Annotated in this window: 10 protein-coding genes and 2 pseudogenes; 11 read left to right on the top strand and 1 reads right to left on the bottom strand. The window is 40.3% G+C overall.

What is annotated here, in order from left to right:
- Window positions 1–184: 184 nt before the first annotated feature.
- From ACHBGV_RS01885 to ACHBGV_RS01845, 9 genes and pseudogenes are all read left to right on the top strand, one after another.
- Complete coding sequence (locus ACHBGV_RS01885; RefSeq protein ID WP_394735535.1) at window positions 185–862, top strand: helix-turn-helix transcriptional regulator; 678 nt, start codon at window positions 185–187, stop codon at window positions 860–862.
- A gap of 147 nt (window positions 863–1,009) precedes the next feature.
- Window positions 1,010–1,459: a pyridoxamine 5'-phosphate oxidase family protein gene (locus ACHBGV_RS01880; protein ID WP_105122846.1), complete on the top strand. Its 450-nt coding sequence runs from the start codon at window positions 1,010–1,012 to the stop codon at window positions 1,457–1,459.
- 66 nt (window positions 1,460–1,525) lie between these two features.
- On the top strand, window positions 1,526–2,485 hold the full coding sequence (locus tag ACHBGV_RS01875) for a polysaccharide pyruvyl transferase family protein (protein WP_394735534.1): 960 nt from the start codon (window positions 1,526–1,528) through the stop codon (window positions 2,483–2,485).
- Between the two features lie 120 nt (window positions 2,486–2,605).
- Complete coding sequence (locus ACHBGV_RS01870) at window positions 2,606–3,475, top strand: glycosyltransferase family 2 protein (RefSeq protein ID WP_394735533.1); 870 nt, start codon at window positions 2,606–2,608, stop codon at window positions 3,473–3,475.
- Window positions 3,476–4,480 (top strand): sugar transferase, encoded by a 1,005-nt coding sequence (locus ACHBGV_RS01865; protein WP_172023025.1) that lies wholly within the window; start codon window positions 3,476–3,478, stop codon window positions 4,478–4,480.
- Window positions 4,477–6,234, top strand: coding sequence for an SP_1767 family glycosyltransferase (locus ACHBGV_RS01860; protein WP_394735532.1), 1,758 nt, complete (start codon window positions 4,477–4,479; stop codon window positions 6,232–6,234). Before ACHBGV_RS01865 ends, ACHBGV_RS01860 begins: the two co-directional genes overlap by 4 nt.
- Before the next feature lies 1 nt (window position 6,235).
- A complete protein-coding gene (locus ACHBGV_RS01855; protein WP_394735531.1) occupies window positions 6,236–7,114 on the top strand; it encodes a glycosyltransferase family 2 protein in 879 nt (292 codons plus the stop codon).
- A gap of 463 nt (window positions 7,115–7,577) precedes the next feature.
- A pseudogene (locus tag ACHBGV_RS01850) lies at window positions 7,578–7,712 on the top strand (KxYKxGKxW signal peptide domain-containing protein); the annotation flags it as partial.
- Window positions 7,713–8,612: 900 nt separating this feature from the next.
- Window positions 8,613–12,185: pseudogene (locus ACHBGV_RS01845) on the top strand (DUF445 family protein); the annotation flags it as partial.
- 2,048 nt (window positions 12,186–14,233) lie between these two features.
- Here ACHBGV_RS01845 and ACHBGV_RS01840 read toward each other — a convergent pair.
- Window positions 14,234–14,467: a hypothetical protein gene (locus ACHBGV_RS01840; protein WP_394735530.1), complete on the bottom strand. Its 234-nt coding sequence runs from the start codon at window positions 14,465–14,467 to the stop codon at window positions 14,234–14,236.
- Between ACHBGV_RS01840 and ACHBGV_RS01835 the strand changes: the two genes are divergently transcribed.
- Together ACHBGV_RS01835 and secY2 are read left to right on the top strand one after the other, a co-directional pair.
- A complete protein-coding gene (locus ACHBGV_RS01835; protein ID WP_394735536.1) occupies window positions 14,358–14,699 on the top strand; it encodes an LPXTG cell wall anchor domain-containing protein in 342 nt (113 codons plus the stop codon). The genes ACHBGV_RS01840 and ACHBGV_RS01835 overlap by 110 nt on opposite strands.
- A gap of 562 nt (window positions 14,700–15,261) precedes the next feature.
- Complete coding sequence (gene secY2, locus ACHBGV_RS01830; protein ID WP_394735529.1) at window positions 15,262–16,515, top strand: accessory Sec system protein translocase subunit SecY2; 1,254 nt, start codon at window positions 15,262–15,264, stop codon at window positions 16,513–16,515.
- Window position 16,516: the final 1 nt, after the last annotated feature.

The raw sequence follows: 16,516 nt of genomic DNA, 5'->3' as shown, positions 1-16,516 counted from the left end.
TTCTGTTTGGGCTAGCCCAGACAGCTTAACCTCTGGATCTCTAGTTATCAATGAACTTGTTGCACTTGACTTGACAATGTGCGTCTATATATAAATAGTGGAAAGAAATAGAAAAAAACTTGTCAGAAAACAGAATATTTTGTATAATATAGTTACTTTATAAAGAAACTTATTGAGGTGAAGGATGTTTTCAGGGGAGCGTTTGCGAGCGATTCGTTTGGTCAATGAGATGACGCAGGAAAATCTAGGGAAGCTGGTTGGTGTTGGGAAGGTGACGATTTCTAAGTGGGAATCGGAGACGACGGTTCCCAATGCCAAGCATTTGCGAGCATTGGAAGAAACATTTTTGGTGGAAATGGGATATTTTGATGCAGATTTTGATCTCTTGTCTGTCTACCATCAGTTGACCAGTGGTCATCAAGGTATGGTGATGCGTTACTCACAGCGTTTGTTGGAGGAGCAGTACCAGTCTCTACAGTTTGTGGCCTATCAGGTTCGGACCAATATTTTGCTGTCGGCAGGGCCTGGTGAGGCTTTTGAGGATGAGTTTGAGACGGAAACAGTCTATTTTGATAAAGAGATGGACCATGATGTAGCGACTTGGATAAAGGGAAATTCCATGGAGCCCATGTTCCAATCAGGAGAGGTGGCACTTATCAAGGAGACTGGTTTTGATTATGACGGTGGTATCTATGCCATTGTCTGGTTTGGTCATACCTATATCAAGCGTGTCTATCGGGAGAAGGAAGGTTTCCGTCTCGTGTCCATCAATCCAGACCATCCGGATAAGTTTGCCTTTTATGAAGACCAGCCTAAGATAGTAGGAAAGGTTGTTGGCCACTTCATGCCGTTGGTAGTTTAGGGACTATGTAAAGACAACTCAGCTAAAGAGAGGGCGTCAGGGCTAGAGGGATGGGAAAATATTTGGTAGTATTTTTGTATGTTAACCTTAACTTTCCCCATGGAATTTGCTATAATTTAGGTAGAATGTAAGTCTAGGAGGCTACTTATGGAAGTCAAAGATGTCATGGAAATTTTGGAAGGCATGAAGCTAGGGATTTTTGCAACGGTCGATGCAGATGGCAATCCTCATGCGCGGCCTATCCATATCACAGCTGCCAATGAAGATGGTATTTTCTTTATGACAGGTTCGGAAACGCATTTCTATCAGCAACTGATGGGGGATGAGCGTGTGGCGCTAACCGCCCTGTCAGAAGAAGACTACTTGATTCAGGTCATTCGTATAGAAGGGAAGGCACATCCGGCTAGTCAAGAACTCTTGGAGAAGGTTTTTGCGGATAATCCCTATGTCCAACATGTTTACAAGGATGAGGAAAGTCGCAAGACCATGCAGATTTTCCAAGTCTATGAGGGAGATGGTTTTTATCATAGTCTGACTCAGGGGCATAAGTATGTCTTTAAAATCAATAATGGGGTAGGTCAAGCTCGAACAATCTAAGCTACGAGCTTCGCATTCCTACTATATTGTGCTATACTAGAACCAAATAAGAAAGTAGGAGATGTCATGACCAAATATGCCCTTTTTTCGTATACCACTGGTAATATTGGAGATGAGATTCAGTCGGTAGCGACGAGTCGTTTTTTACCACAGATAGATTACTATGTGAACAGGGATTATTTAAATGAGTTCCAGTATGATGGTGAGGAATCAATCAAGCTTATCATGAATGGCTGGTATTCCCACCGCCCGGAAAATTTTCCATTAAAAAATGAAAAAATCGATCCTTTATTGATATCGATGTTTATCGATGATCTGGTGCAAGAGCAATTTTCTACGGAAGAAAATAGAGCATTTTTCAAAAAATATGGTCCAGTTGGTGCGAGGAGTGGAGCTACCAAAGACTTCCTTGAATCGATCGGTGTAGACTCGTACTGGTCTGGTTGCTTGACATTAACCATTCAACCAGAAAAGAATGTGAAAAAGCAGGATTTTGTCTTAGCGATTGATTTGCCAAATGCTGTTTATGATAAGTTGGCAAGAGAATCTATTTATCCTGTTATTCGGATGAGTGCAGATATCAACCACCAGTACATGAGCCCTTCTCAACGGATGAAAGTGGCTCAGTACTACCTCTATCTCTATCAATCAGCACGTTTTGTCGTCACCACTCGTCTGCATGGAACCTTGCCATGTTTGGCGCTTGGAACACCTGTTTTGAATATTCAGGAACAAGGATTTGAAGAAGGGCGTTTTGCTGGTTTGCGTGAGTTGGCCAATCACATGACGATTGAGGAGTTTTTGGCAGGAGCTTGTGATGTGAACCAGCCTCTGCAAAATCCACAAAAGTATCTGGACATTCGGAAGGAACTAGAGGAACGCTGCCAAGCCTTCACAGGTTTTAAGAGCGAAGCTGGATACCTCAATGGGCAGGCAGTTACAGATTTTTTGATGGATCCAGAATTGGTCCAGTCAATGGTGACGGGGCTATGGTCAGCTCACCAGTATTATGGAATCTATCGTTAAAAAGGGGAAAATCCCCTTTTTGTTTATAGAAAAATAACAGACTATTTTTGCATTTCTAGTCTAGGCATGCTATGATAATGGTAATATATAAAGAGGGAATGAGGCATATAAGTGGAAAAAGTGAGTGTAATTGTACCTGTTTACAATGGGGAAAAACATCTTCGTCAGTGTGTCGAAAGTATTATTGCACAGGATTATAAAAATCTAGAGATCTTATTGATCAATGATGGTTCGACAGATGGGTCAGCTCTCTTGTGCGAGCAGTTGCGTAAGCAAGATTCACGGGTTCGAGTGGTTCACAAGAGGAAGAATGAGGGCCTAGGTGCTGCACGTAATACATCGCTTGAAGTGGCGACAGGAGAGTATATCGTCTTTGTAGATGCAGATGATTGGATAGATCCCAATCATATTTCTGATTTGCATGAACTACTTACTCGTACAGGAAGTGATATAGCCATTTCCAACTTTACTCAGTATTACGAGGAGACTGGGCAGTTTAATTTACACATTGGGACAGATGATTATTACGAGGCTGTTTATAGCCCAGAAGAGTGGTTTGCTTTCCAATATGGTGTTGGCCACAATATTTCCCTCTGTTTCACAGTACCTTGGAGCAAAATGTATAAAAAGTCTCTGTTTGAATACATCCTCTATCCGACAGATGGTTTTGGGGAGGACGATCGGACAACTTGGAAAACATATTTGGCAGCGAATCGAATCGCCTATATGCATCGCTCTAGTCTGATTTATCGTGTCAATGCGGGGTCGATGACCCAGACAGCCGATCAGGCGACAATATTTTCAACGGAGCCAGTGGCAGAACGCCTTGAGGTGCTGGGTTTGCTTGGTTTTGATTTGTCACGGGAAATTGCCGCCTACAAATGGCGTTCGCAGATAAATCGGGATAGCAAACTGCGTAATGGGGATGTAGTAGCTTATAAGAACCTGGAATTCCGCAAGCGGATGATAGATAAATACGGAAACAACTAAATGAGAGTCTATATTACAAATTTAAACGGTCAAGCAGCATCTTCAACGGCGCAGCTTGGACAAAATATGGTGACAGATATTGCGATTGGGCTTGGCTATCGTGAACTGGGGGTCTATGCTTATAATATGGAGGCAGATAGTCCGTCTGAACTCAGTAAACGCTTGGATGGGATTGTGGCTGGCTTGCGGCATGGAGATGTTGTCATCTTCCAAACGCCGACTTGGAATACAACGAATTTTGATGAGCGCTTGATGGCAAAGTTGAAGGCCTATCAAATCAAAATTGTGATTTTTATCCACGATGTTGTTCCTTTAATGTTTGCGGGGAATTACTACTTGATGGACCGGACCATTGCCTATTATAATCTAGCAGATGTCATTGTGGCTCCGAGTCAAAAGATGATTGATGTCTTGCGTGAACATGGTTTGACTGTGAAAAAGACACTAGTTCAGGGGATGTGGGATCATCCGACCAATGCTCCGCAATTACCAGCTTATTACAAGCCCTTAATTCACTTTCCGGGCTCACCAGAGCGTTTTAGTTTCATGAAAAGCTGGAACTATCCTGTTCAGGTTCATCTTTATTGTCGCCAAGAGGTGGAGTTGCCAACCATGGTGAAACGCCTGCCTTATCGCCCAGATGAACAGCTCTTGTTAGAAATGTCGCAGGGCGGATTTGGCTTGGTCTGGATGGATGATCATGACAAGGGGTATCAAACCCTCTATTGTCCGTATAAATTAGGTGCTTTTGTAGCAGCAGGAATCCCTGTGATTGTTCAGAGAGGAATTGCCAATCAGGAAATCATCGAGGCGAATGGACTTGGTTTGGTTGTAGACAGTCTGGATGAAGCGGCTGAAAAAATTCAAGCTATGACACCAGCTGACTATCAGGGATTTGTGGCTAGAGTAAGGGCCTTTAATCCCTTGGTTCGACAAGGCTATTTTACGAAAAAATTATTGATCGATGCTGTCTTTAGTGCCATATGTGATGGGGGAGAAGGATGAGAAAATTAGAAGAAATTCGTGTTTTGCCGATTTTAGATAGCCTTGCTTATATCAAAGAACACCAATCCTCTGTTGTGAGATTTGGAGATGGAGAAATTGATGTGATTCAGGGGTCTAGTATCCCCTATCAGCCATATGATTCAGAATTAGCGGCAGCCTTAAAAGCTATTTTGACCATTCCAAGTTCTCCGGAATTAGTGGTGTGTTTGCCAGATGTCTTTCAAGGATTGGAACGGTATAATTCAAATGCTCAACAATTTTGGAAGAGTCATTTTGAGCGCTATGGTCAATTTTATGCCCACGAGTGTCAATCTGATTGGTACGGTTCAACCTTCATTTCACGTCCCTATATTGACTTGGTGGATAAGGAACCTGCGGCAGCCTATTTTGCAGCCATTAAGGACTTATGGCGGGGTCGAGATATTTTGATTGTCGAAGGTGAGACCAGTCGATCAGGAGTTGGTAATGATCTGTTTGCTGGAGCAGAATCTGTTTCTCGAATCGTTTGTCCATCAAAGAATGCTTTTGCTAAATACGATGACATTTTAGAAGCGATTCTAGAGCATGCAGATGATAAGCTGGTCCTTCTGATGTTGGGGCCAACAGCCAAGGTCTTGGGAGTTGATTTGATGAAGAGAGGTCATCAGGCAATTGATTTGGGCCACATCGATTCTGAGTATGAATGGTTCCAAATGAAAGCGACTTCCAAGGTGAAACTTGACCACAAGCACACTGCTGAGCATAATTTTGATACAGATATTCAGTTTACAGATGATGCGGACTACCTTCTTTCCGTAAAGGCTTGGGTGGGTGTTGCGCCGCAAACTCTACAGGAGGTTTCGGTGAAAGAAGAGCATAAAATGCAATCAGAATCTACTTTGATTAGTATTATTGTCCCTGTTTATAATGTGAAGCCATACTTAAAACGTTGTATTGATTCCTTATTGAAACAAACCTATCCTCATTTTGAATTGATTTTAATTAATGATGGTTCGACAGACGGAAGTGCCTTCGTTTTGGAAGAATATGCCAAAAAAGATGAGCGGATCCGAGTTATTCATCAGGAAAACGCAGGAGTATCTGCTGCTCGAAACAAGGGAATCGATAATGCAAAAGGGGAATATATTACCTTTGTTGACTCGGATGATTTTGTGGAAGATTTCTATCTAAAACATCTGTATGATGGAGCGATAGAGTCAGGATCGGATATTGCTGCCACAAATTTCACCTCTTTCAACGAGGAACGGCAGTCTTTCCTTTTTTACCATAACGAAGGAAATTACTTCCAAACAGTCTATTCTGTCCAGGAGTGGTTGGATCTAGAAGGAGATATGAAGAACAATATGCATCTTGCTTTCACCTTCTCTCCTTTGAAACTATTTAAAAGGTCCTTGTTTGGGGATATTCGCTATCCGGTAGGGCGTCTTAGAGAAGATGATGCAACGATTTATAAGTTGTATTTGAAAGCTAACCAGATTCATTTCACCAATGAAGGTCCTTATTACTATTCTCAACGGCCGGAAGGACTATCTCGATCTGCTATGTTGCAGGATATTATGACCATGATTAGTAATGCCGAGGAGCGTATTGCTCTGCTAGTGACGATGGGGTACAATCCAAAAGCTCAGATCGCTTCGTATGTTGCTCGCTTAGAAAAATGTAAAGCCGATGCCCTCTATACAGGACAGATAGAATTGTATCGAACGATAAGGGTGAAGTTAGAATTATACGATCAATTTAGAAAGTTTAAGTAGGATGGAAAAAGTATCGGTTATCGTTCCTGTGTTTAATGCGGGTATTTATTTGAAACAGTGTTTGGATAGTATTATAAATCAAACCTATCAAAATCTTGAAATAGTATTGGTGAATGATGGTTCAACGGATGGAAGTGCTAGCGTTTGTGAGCAGTACCGACAAAAAGATAGTCGAGTTAAACTGGTGAATAAGCCTCTGGGTGGGGGCGGAGTAGGTGCAGCCAGAAACACAGCCTTACAATTGGTGAGTGGAGACTATATTCTCTTTGTTGATAATGATGATTGGTTGGAACCGAATCACATTGAATATCTCTATCAGTCGTTGAACGAGACGGATGCAGATATTGCTGTGGTTAACTTTACACAATTTATGGAAGAGACGAGTTCATTTGCTTTCCATTTACAAGCTCAAGATTACTTTAGACAGGTTTATAGTCCGCAAGAATGGTTTAAAAAAGAGTATGAAGGCCGATTTGCGATTAGTCAATGCTTTACAGTTCCGTGGTGCAAACTCTATAAATCCTCCCTATTGGAAGGCATTGTTTATCCAGAAGATGAAAAAGTTGAGGACGACTATACAACCTGGAAAATTTATCTGAATGCTGATCGTATTGTCTTTTCAAATATGAGTTTATATTACCATCGAAAAAGACAAACAAGTGTTACTAAAACGGTCGAAATCTCTTCTGTCTTTCCTCTAAAAAGTATTGAAGAACGAATTACAGTTTTGTCATTAATTGGTTTTGATATTGCGCCGGAATTAATGGCGTATAGATGGCGATTGAATCTACACAAGGATTATTATTTGAAAACTGGTCAGATGCAAGACTATCAAAAATGTATGCAAAAGATTTCAATTTTAGAAAAATGGAAAAGGTGAGAGTAATCTTATCTTTTCTTTTCATTACCAGCCTATGACAGAGAGTTTGAGTCTCTCCGTATAGGAATCTGTCTTTGAGTCCGTCTCCGAGTCACTATCCAACTCTATCCAGCAATCCCTCTCCTTGCTCGGAGGAATGCTGTTATTTGGACTACTCAAAAAGAAAAACAAAAAGAAGAGCAAGAATAATCATGAAACCAGTTGTACTCAACTGGTTTCATGATTTTATTGATATAAAAGTGAAAAATAATGAAAATATACGAAAGAAATCTATTTTGAAAACTATTTTTTAACAATATATTAAGCTAGAAAAACAAAAGAAAAAATACGTTTTCATTTAAGCAAAATTATTGACATTAGTATAACTCATTGGTAGAATGGAGTGATTATTTAGCGGACTATTGCTGATTGGGACATTTTTAGGGCACTAAATAATAAAGCAACATCAGGAGGATTTCTTTGAATGAAAATGCAAAGAAAAGATGACTTTACCGAAGTATCTCGAAAAAGTCGTGTAAAAATGCATAAATCCGGTAAGCATTGGGTGAGGACAGTCATGTCGCAAATTGGTTTGATGCGTATTGGAGGCAAGTCTTCGGCAAGTTCAGCCGAGGTCAACCTTGCCACTGTAAAACGTTCAATGACTGCAAGCCAATTGTTACGCGGATTAGCAGCAGCGGGAGCTGTTGTGGGGGGAAATGTCTCGGTTGAAACCGTTATGGCTTCTGAAGTTGTCGCGACATCAGAGACAAGTGCATCAACCTTGGCAGAAGCAGACACTGTCGTGTTAACGACAGTTGTCGACTCAGATTCGGTTTCAGTAAGCTCCTCGGAGTCAACATCGATTTCCGAAGCAGCGAGTCAATCTGAGTCAACCTCAGCATCGGGATCGATATCGATTTCGGAGTCCGAATCGCTCAGTTCATCAGAGTCCGTATCAAACTCAGAAAGTCAGTCGGCTTCAGAGTCGCTCTCTGTCTCAGAATCAACTTCTGTATCACATTCGGAATCTGAGTCCGGATCGACTACGACATCAAGTTCGACAAGCTCTGAAACCAGCACAAGCGAATCAGCAGCAAGTGAAACAGCAGCAAGTGAAACAGGTTCAGAAACCAGTGCGAGCGAAACAGGCCCTACAACTGTAGAAGAAGAAAAGCAAACTTTAGAGCAAGTTATTTCGGAAGCAGAGGTTTTAGTGCAAATCGCAAGTAACCAAACTGCACCAAGCCAAGCCTTGCTGACTGCGATTGAGACCAGTCGTGACCAGATTTTGTTGGCTCAAACCATCTTAGGAGATGCGGATGCAACTGTGGCTGACCTTGCTACCATTATCAGCAGTTTGCAATCAAGCAATCAAGCAATTGGTCTTTTGTTGTTGGAAAATGATGAAGATGGAGTGATTACTTTTGCTCTTGACACAGCAACGACTGCAACAGTGACTAAAGTTGGTGAAGGTTATGGTGTTTTAGTTGACACGCTTTCAACGGCAACCCCTGTGATGACAGATGCCCATGGGGCGAAAGTTACTGATCTGACATTTTCATCGCCATATGCTGGTACAAGTGTAGCTGGTTGGCATACATTTAGTTATACAGCAACAGATACTTATGATCAAAACCATAAGAGTTCAGGCGGTACAGCTTTAAATGCCTATATTCGCTATTCATTAGACGAAGATCCAAATACTTACACAGTACTGGCAGAATTGGTAAGTAAAACTGGTACTGTATTAGAGTCTTATAAAATTGATCCTGGATCTAGTGCAACCTTTACTTACCCAAGCACTCTTGATTCTGATAACTCACCAATCACTATTACCTACGACACTTCCTTGGCAACAGCTTCGGGAATTCCTGGTGGATTAAGATTTAGTACCAGCTCTGCTGATGTATATGGGACTACATTGGTTCCAACATATACACTAAATACGACCTATTATAAAACAACTGACGGTACCATTATTGCTACCTATTCTGTCATGACAATTGGTGGACAAACAGTGACACCATCTGGCGTTCGTTCATTTGTTGGATATGACCATTCCACTACCACAAATGCCACTTCAACTAGATCTTTAACTCCTGGAACTGTATATATGCATGGTAAGGTAGAAAATCAGGGGACTAAAACATTGATTACAATTGTTGATGATCAAGGAACAATTAAGAGGAGTTTATACTATCGCGATCCAACCTATACAGGTACAGTTGATTGGAATGGTACAGATACGACTGGATTTATCAAGATATTTGAGACAAGTGAGATAAAAGCTTCCACTTCAACATCAGGGACTAATTATAATACTTATTCAACTATTGAACCAAGTTATACAACGACTACGCATAATGGGCAACGTATTATGGTCTTCTATACTAGTCCAGCTAAAAATTGGCGTTTAATAGGGTACTGGAGTGGTGGTAAAGAACAAGGTGGGACTCAATATGGGAGATTCTTCTTCGGTAGGCAGTCTTTAGATAAGACTGGAAAGTGGGGACTTTGGACTGCGAACTCAAGTTCGACAGGTGTAGGTGACTACGGTATTCAGTATGGATTAGGAAATCCCTTGTCAACGTCTGTAAATGAAACAACTCATTGGTATACAGTTGACAAATCTGAGTCAGAATCGTTATCAAATTCAAATTCTATATCTTTATCAGAATCTGAGTCTACTTCAACATCTGAATCCATTTCGAATTCTAAATCTGCATCAGAGTCAGAATCAACTTCTAAATCTGAATCGACTTCAATTTCTGCAAGTGAATCGCTTTCTGAATCCATTTCAACTTCAATTAAAGAGTCAGTGTCAGAATCCATCTCAGAATCTGTACGAGAATCAGTTGTTGAATCAGTGTCAGAATCCCTTTCTGAATCCGTCTCTGAGTCAGTAAGTGAGTCAGTATCAGAGTCAGTTTCTGAGTCAATCTCTGAGTCAGTATCAGAGTCAATCAGTGAATCCGTTTCTGAGTCAGTGTCTGAATCAGTCTCAGAGTCAATTTCCGAATCAGTATCAGAGTCAGTTTCTGAATCAATTTCAGAATCAGTATCAGAGTCAGTGTCTGAATCAATCTCTGAATCAATCTCTGAGTCAATCTCAGAATCAGTATCAGAGTCAATCTCTGAGTCAGTTTCAGAATCAGTATCAGAGTCAGTTTCAGAATCAGTATCTGAATCAGTGAGCGAGTCAGTTTCTGAATCAATTTCAGAATCAGTATCAGAGTCAGTTTCTGAATCAATTTCAGAATCAGTATCAGAGTCAGTGTCTGAGTCAATCTCTGAGTCAATCTCTGAGTCAATCTCAGAATCAGTGTCTGAATCAATCTCTGAGTCAGTTTCAGAATCTGTATCTGAATCCGTTTCAGAGTCAATCTCTGAGTCAGTGTCTGAATCAATCTCAGAATCAGTATCAGAGTCAGTCTCTGAATCAATTTCTGAATCAGTATCAGAGTCAATCTCTGAGTCAGTATCAGAATCCATTTCTGAATCAGTAAGCGAGTCAGTTTCAGAATCAGTATCCGAATCGATTTCAGAATCAGTATCAGAGTCAGTTTCTGAATCAATTTCAGAATCAATTTCAGAATCAGTATCAGAGTCAGTATCAGAGTCAGTGTCTGAATCAATCTCTGAGTCAATCTCAGAATCAGTGTCTGAATCAATCTCTGAGTCAATCTCAGAATCAGTGTCTGAATCAGTCTCAGAGTCCATTTCAGAATCAGTCAGCGAGTCAGTTTCTGAATCCATTTCAGAATCAGTTTCTGAGTCAATCTCTGAGTCAGTTTCTGAATCAATCTCAGAATCAGTATCTGAGTCAGTTTCTGAATCAATCTCAGAATCAGTATCTGAATCAGTATCAGAATCAGTATCAGAGTCAATCTCTGAGTCAGTTTCTGAATCAATTTCAGAATCGATTTCTGAATCAGTATCAGAGTCAGTTTCTGAATCAATCTCTGAGTCAGTTTCAGAGTCAATCTCAGAATCAGTGTCTGAATCAATCTCTGAGTCAATCTCAGAATCAGTATCTGAGTCAATCTCAGAATCAGTATCTGAGTCAATCTCTGAGTCAGTATCAGAATCAATCTCAGAATCAGTCAGCGAGTCAGTGTCTGAGTCAGTATCAGAATCCATTTCTGAATCAGTCAGCGAATCCATTTCTGAATCAGTCAGCGAATCCATTTCTGAATCAGTCAGCGAATCAATTTCTGAGTCAGTTTCTGAATCCATCTCTGAGTCAGTATCAGAATCAATCTCAGAATCAGTCAGCGAGTCAGTATCAGAGTCAGTTTCAGAATCTGTATCAGAGTCAGTTTCAGAATCTGTATCTGAATCCATTTCAGAGTCTGTATCAGAATCAGTATCAGAATCCATCTCTGAATCAGTATCAGAATCAATCTCTGAATCAGTATCAGAGTCGATTTCAGAATCGGTATCTGAATCAATCTCTGAGTCAGTATCTGAATCTGTAAGTGAATCCGTCTCAGAATCAATCAGCGAATCAGTATCTGAATCTGTAAGTGAATCAATCAGCGAATCAGTATCAGAGTCAGTATCAGAATCAATTTCTGAATCGGTATCTGAGTCAGTCTCTGAATCCATTTCTGAGTCAGTCTCAGAATCCATTTCAGAATCAGTTTCTGAATCAGTTTCTGAATCAGTTTCTGAATCAGTTTCTGAATCAGTTTCTGAGTCAGTGTCTGAATCAATCTCAGAGTCAGTCTCAGAATCCATCTCAGAGTCAGTTTCTGAGTCCATTTCAGAATCAGTCTCTGAATCAATCTCAGAATCAGTATCAGAGTCAGTTTCTGAATCAGTAAGCGAATCCATTTCAGAGTCGGTCTCAGAATCCATTTCAGAGTCAGTCTCAGAATCAATTTCTGAATCTATTTCAGAATCAGTAAGCGAGTCAGTGTCTGAGTCAGTTTCTGAATCAGTTTCTGAGTCAGTGTCTGAATCAATCTCAGAGTCAGTCTCAGAATCCATCTCTGAGTCAGTTTCTGAGTCCATTTCAGAATCAGTCAGCGAGTCAGTTTCTGAATCAGTATCAGAATCTATCTCAGAATCAATTTCTGAATCCATTTCTGAATCCGTCTCCGAATCAATTTCAGAGTTTGTAAGTGAGTCCATCTCAGAATCAGTTTCAGAATCAATTTCAGAATCAGTTTCTGAATCAATTTCAGAATCAGTCTCAGAATCAATCTCTGAGTCTGTAAGTGAGTCGATCTCAGAATCAGTTTCAGAATCCATCTCAGAGTCAGTCTCCGAATCAGTTTCTGAGTCAATCTCTGAGTCAGTAAGCGAGTCAATCTCAGAATCAGTTTCTGAGTCAATTTCAGAGTCAGTCTCAGAATCAGTTTCTGAGTCAATTTCAGAGTCAGTCTCAGAATCAGTTTCTGAATCTATTTCAGAGTCAGTGTCTGAATCAGTCTCTGAGTCTATTTCAGAATCGCTCTCTGAATCCATTTCAGAGTCAGTTTCTGAGTCTATTTCAGAATCTGTTTCAGAGTCAGTATCAGAGTCCATTTCTGAATCCATCTCAGAATCAGTATCAGAATCAGTCTCCGAGTCAGTTTCAGAATCAATTTCAGAATCAGTTTCTGAATCTGTTTCTGAGTCAGTCTCAGAATCCATTTCTGAGTCAGTAAGTGAATCAGTTTCAGAATCAATTTCAGAATCAATCTCAGAATCAGTTTCTGAGTCCATTTCAGAATCAGTATCAGAATCAGTTTCTGAGTCAGTCTCAGAATCGATTTCAGAATCAGTCTCAGAATCAATTTCTGAATCAGTATCAGAGTCAGTCTCAGAATCAATTTCTGAATCAGTTTCTGAGTCAATCTCTGAGTCCGTTTCTGAATCAATCTCAGAATCAGTATCAGAATCAATCTCTGAGTCCGTTTCTGAGTCAGTATCTGAGTCAATCTCTGAGTCAGTTTCTGAATCAGTATCCGAGTCAGTCTCAGAATCAATTTCTGAATCAGTATCAGAGTCTATCTCAGAATCAGTATCTGAATCCGTTTCAGAGTCAATCTCTGAGTCCGTTTCTGAATCAATCAGCGAATCCGTCTCTGAGTCAATCTCCGAGTCAGTATCAGAATCAATCTCTGAGTCAATCTCCGAGTCTGTATCAGAATCAATCTCTGAGTCAGTATCAGAATCAATTTCTGAATCAGTATCAGAGTCAATCTCTGAGTCCGTTTCTGAGTCAGTATCAGAATCAATTTCGGAATCTATCTCAGAATCAGTATCTGAGTCCGTTTCAGAATCAATTTCTGAATCAGTATCAGAATCAATTTCTGAATCAGTTTCTGAGTCTATCTCAGAATCAGTATCTGAATCCGTTTCAGAGTCAATCTCTGAGTCCGTTTCTGAATCAGTAAGCGAGTCAGTATCTGAATCAATTTCAGAATCAGTTTCTGAATCAGTTTCTGAGTCAGTTTCAGAATCAATTTCTGAATCAGTATCAGAGTCAGTATCAGAATCAATTTCTGAATCAGTATCAGAGTCAATCTCTGAGTCCGTTTCAGAATCAATTTCTGAGTCAGTATCAGAATCTGTATCTGAATCAGTATCAGAGTCAATCAGCGAATCAGTAAGCGAGTCAGTATCTGAATCAGTATCAGAGTCAATCTCAGAGTCAATCTCTGAGTCAGTTTCAGAATCAGTTTCAGAATCTATCTCAGAATCAATTTCTGAATCAGTATCAGAGTCAGTGTCAGAATCAATTTCTGAATCAGTATCAGAATCAATCTCAGAATCAATTTCTGAGTCCGTATCAGAATCAGTAAGCGAATCAGTTTCAGAATCAGTTTCAGAATCTATCTCAGAATCAATTTCTGAATCAGTATCAGAGTCAGTCTCTGAGTCAGTTTCAGAGTCAATCTCTGAGTCTGTATCTGAATCAGTCAGCGAATCAGTATCAGAGTCAGTATCAGAATCAGTGAGCGAGTCAGTCTCTGAGTCAATTTCAGAATCTGTATCAGAGTCAATTAGCGAATCAGTATCAGAGTCCGTCTCGGAATCCATCTCAGAGTCAGTATCAGAATCGATTTCAGAATCTGTATCAGAGTCAATTTCAGAATCAGTCAGCGAATCTGTATCTGAGTCCATTTCCGAGTCAAGTGTAGAAGTTCACTCTAATGGTCCAGGTTTAGTAAATCCACCACTACCTCCAATAGATATCGAATCAGTTTCAGAATCTATTAGCCAGTCTTTATCTATTTCCGAGTCCGTCTCAGAATCAATTTCAGAATCCGTGTCTGAATCCGTCTCCGAGTCCATTTCTGAATCTGCAAGCGAATCAGTCTCAGAATCTAACTCTGAATCAGTTTCAGAATCAATATCAGAGTCGGTCTCTGAATCCATTTCTGAATCTGTATCCGAGTCAATCAGTGAATCAGTACCTGAGTCAGTATCAGAATCAGTATCTGAATCAGTATCTGAATCAACTCCTTCACAGGATTCACAGCTTCCTCATAAGTCAGCAGTATTGCCAAGTACAGGTGAGGAGTCGTCATCTTGGGCAGGATTGCTTGGAGCAGGCCTCTTGTTTGGTGCCTTGTACAAACGTCGCAAAAAAGACGAAGAAGAAAAGTAATTATAGCTATAAGGAAAAAAGAAAAGTAGCTAGCAAATGCCAGCTACTTTCTTTGCATCAAGTTCTGATTTAAATATGGAAAAACCGATAATCAGTTGAATAATAGATAAAGAAACAGTACACTAATAGATAAGTAATGGAACGGCTAGCAGTTTTTATGGAAAAAGCTGGCGCATAAGATTTTTTAGATTCATTTAACCTAAAAATAGTAGTCTCAAAAAAGGAAAAATATGTGCCAACTAGCTATATTTTCCGTAGGAAAATTGAAAATGTATTCATTGAAGAAACTTAGTGTTTTCATAGTATTTTTATTGACTTAGCCTAGCAATAGTGCTAGAATTGGGAGACTCTTTTGGACATATTTAAAACTAGTAAGACATGAGCAAAAAACGCAGTTAAAAAAATGGTTTTTTAACACTTTTCTTGAAACAGCGAATAAGAATGAGCAAGTCATACTAGTTGAATCGAAGCTGCTCTTTAACGAGGGCGACTTCGATTTATCATATGTGGGGATAAATAAGGTCTTATCCCTAGATATGATAAGGAATAGGAAGTTTATATTATGAAAAATATATGGAGAAACTATCGTTCTTCTACTCTAGCTAACCGTCTGACCTGGATGGTTGGTATCGTATTTGTCTATATGTTGGGGAAATATATCCCAATCGCAACCCTTCCTGTTGCAGGCATTGAAGCGGGTGCATATAAATTAGATAGTGCCTTGGAGAACTTGGCCATGGTAACAGGTGGTCAGTTTTCGACCCTGAATCTATTTTCTCTCGGGCTGAGTCCTTGGATGACAGGGATGATCTTGTGGCGTTTTTTGACGCTCTTTAAGACAATTAAAGGTTTAACTGCCCAACAAAGCCATCGCTACCGCATGTTATTGATGTTTATTGTAGCCTTGATCCAGTCCATTGGGGTTAGTTCCCTATCAGAGTACTATCAGTTTAGTCAGTTTGGTGACTATTCACTCCCAATCGTAAGGGGAATTACAATGGTAGTGATGATTACCGGTAGTTTTGTCCTCATGTGGTTGGCAAATGTGAATGGCCGTAAGGGCTTAGGAGGCCCATCGGTTATTATTGTCTCCAACATGATTTTAACTTTTATCATTAATATCATCCGGTATTTTTCAGAAAAACGATTGGGAGGCCTCGAATTTTTGTTGACGATTGCGGTGATTGCACTAATCGCTTCTGCCTTGATTTGGATTACAGTCGTCGTTTATCGAGCAGAGTATCGGATTCCGATTCGACGGATAATGATTATCAGTGCATTTGCCGAATCCACCTATATCCCAATTCGGGTGACGCCGGCAGGAGGGATGCCTTTCATGTATGCGATGACGCTGATGTCCTTGCCACCAATTCTGATTTCAGCTATGTTGCAGATTTTTCCAGAAAATCCTATATTGAAGGAGCTGGTTGGGAAGGTGAGTATTTCAGAATTACTCGGGATTCTGGTGTATATCTTCTTGCTCTTCATCTTAGCTATTGGTTTTGCCTACTTCAATATAGACCCGACTGAAGTCGCGGAAAATATGCAGAAAAGTGGGGACTATATCGAGAATGTTCGTCCAGGAGAGGCAACTCGGAAGTACATTTCCTTCTATCTAAATCGTTTAACCTTGGTTGGTGCGATCTATACCTGCTTGATGGGAGGTGTGCCCTTGATCCTGGTGTGGAGCCAGCAAGGGCAAATCAGTATCGCACTGTTGATCAACAATATTTATATTGTCACTACCCTTTTGTTGGGCATAGTGGAACAGGTTCGTATTCTTCGTTCATGGAGAGAATACGACGAGATTATTTAAA

Origin of the sequence: Streptococcus sp. A34 (assembly GCF_043674115.1) — a bacterium.
Classification (GTDB): domain Bacteria; phylum Bacillota; class Bacilli; order Lactobacillales; family Streptococcaceae; genus Streptococcus; species Streptococcus suis_V.
The sequence above is the reverse complement of the archived record's forward strand: the minus strand, read 5'-3'. Positions and strand labels throughout refer to the sequence as shown.

Bases quoted from the DNA above. Each gene is read 5' to 3' on its own strand.
- ACHBGV_RS01860 (WP_394735532.1), top strand. From the start codon at position 4,477: ATGAGAAAATTAGAAGAAATTCGTGTTTTGCCGATTTTAGATAGCCTT.
- ACHBGV_RS01865 (WP_172023025.1), top strand. From the start codon at position 3,476: ATGAGAGTCTATATTACAAATTTAAACGGTCAAGCAGCATCTTCAACG.
- ACHBGV_RS01840 (WP_394735530.1), bottom strand. From the start codon at position 14,467: ATGGATTCAGAGACCGACTCTGATATTGATTCTGAAACTGATTCAGAG.
- secY2 (WP_394735529.1), top strand. From the start codon at position 15,262: ATGAAAAATATATGGAGAAACTATCGTTCTTCTACTCTAGCTAACCGT.
- ACHBGV_RS01885 (WP_394735535.1), top strand. From the start codon at position 185: ATGTTTTCAGGGGAGCGTTTGCGAGCGATTCGTTTGGTCAATGAGATG.
- ACHBGV_RS01880 (WP_105122846.1), top strand. From the start codon at position 1,010: ATGGAAGTCAAAGATGTCATGGAAATTTTGGAAGGCATGAAGCTAGGG.
- ACHBGV_RS01875 (WP_394735534.1), top strand. From the start codon at position 1,526: ATGACCAAATATGCCCTTTTTTCGTATACCACTGGTAATATTGGAGAT.
- ACHBGV_RS01855 (WP_394735531.1), top strand. From the start codon at position 6,236: ATGGAAAAAGTATCGGTTATCGTTCCTGTGTTTAATGCGGGTATTTAT.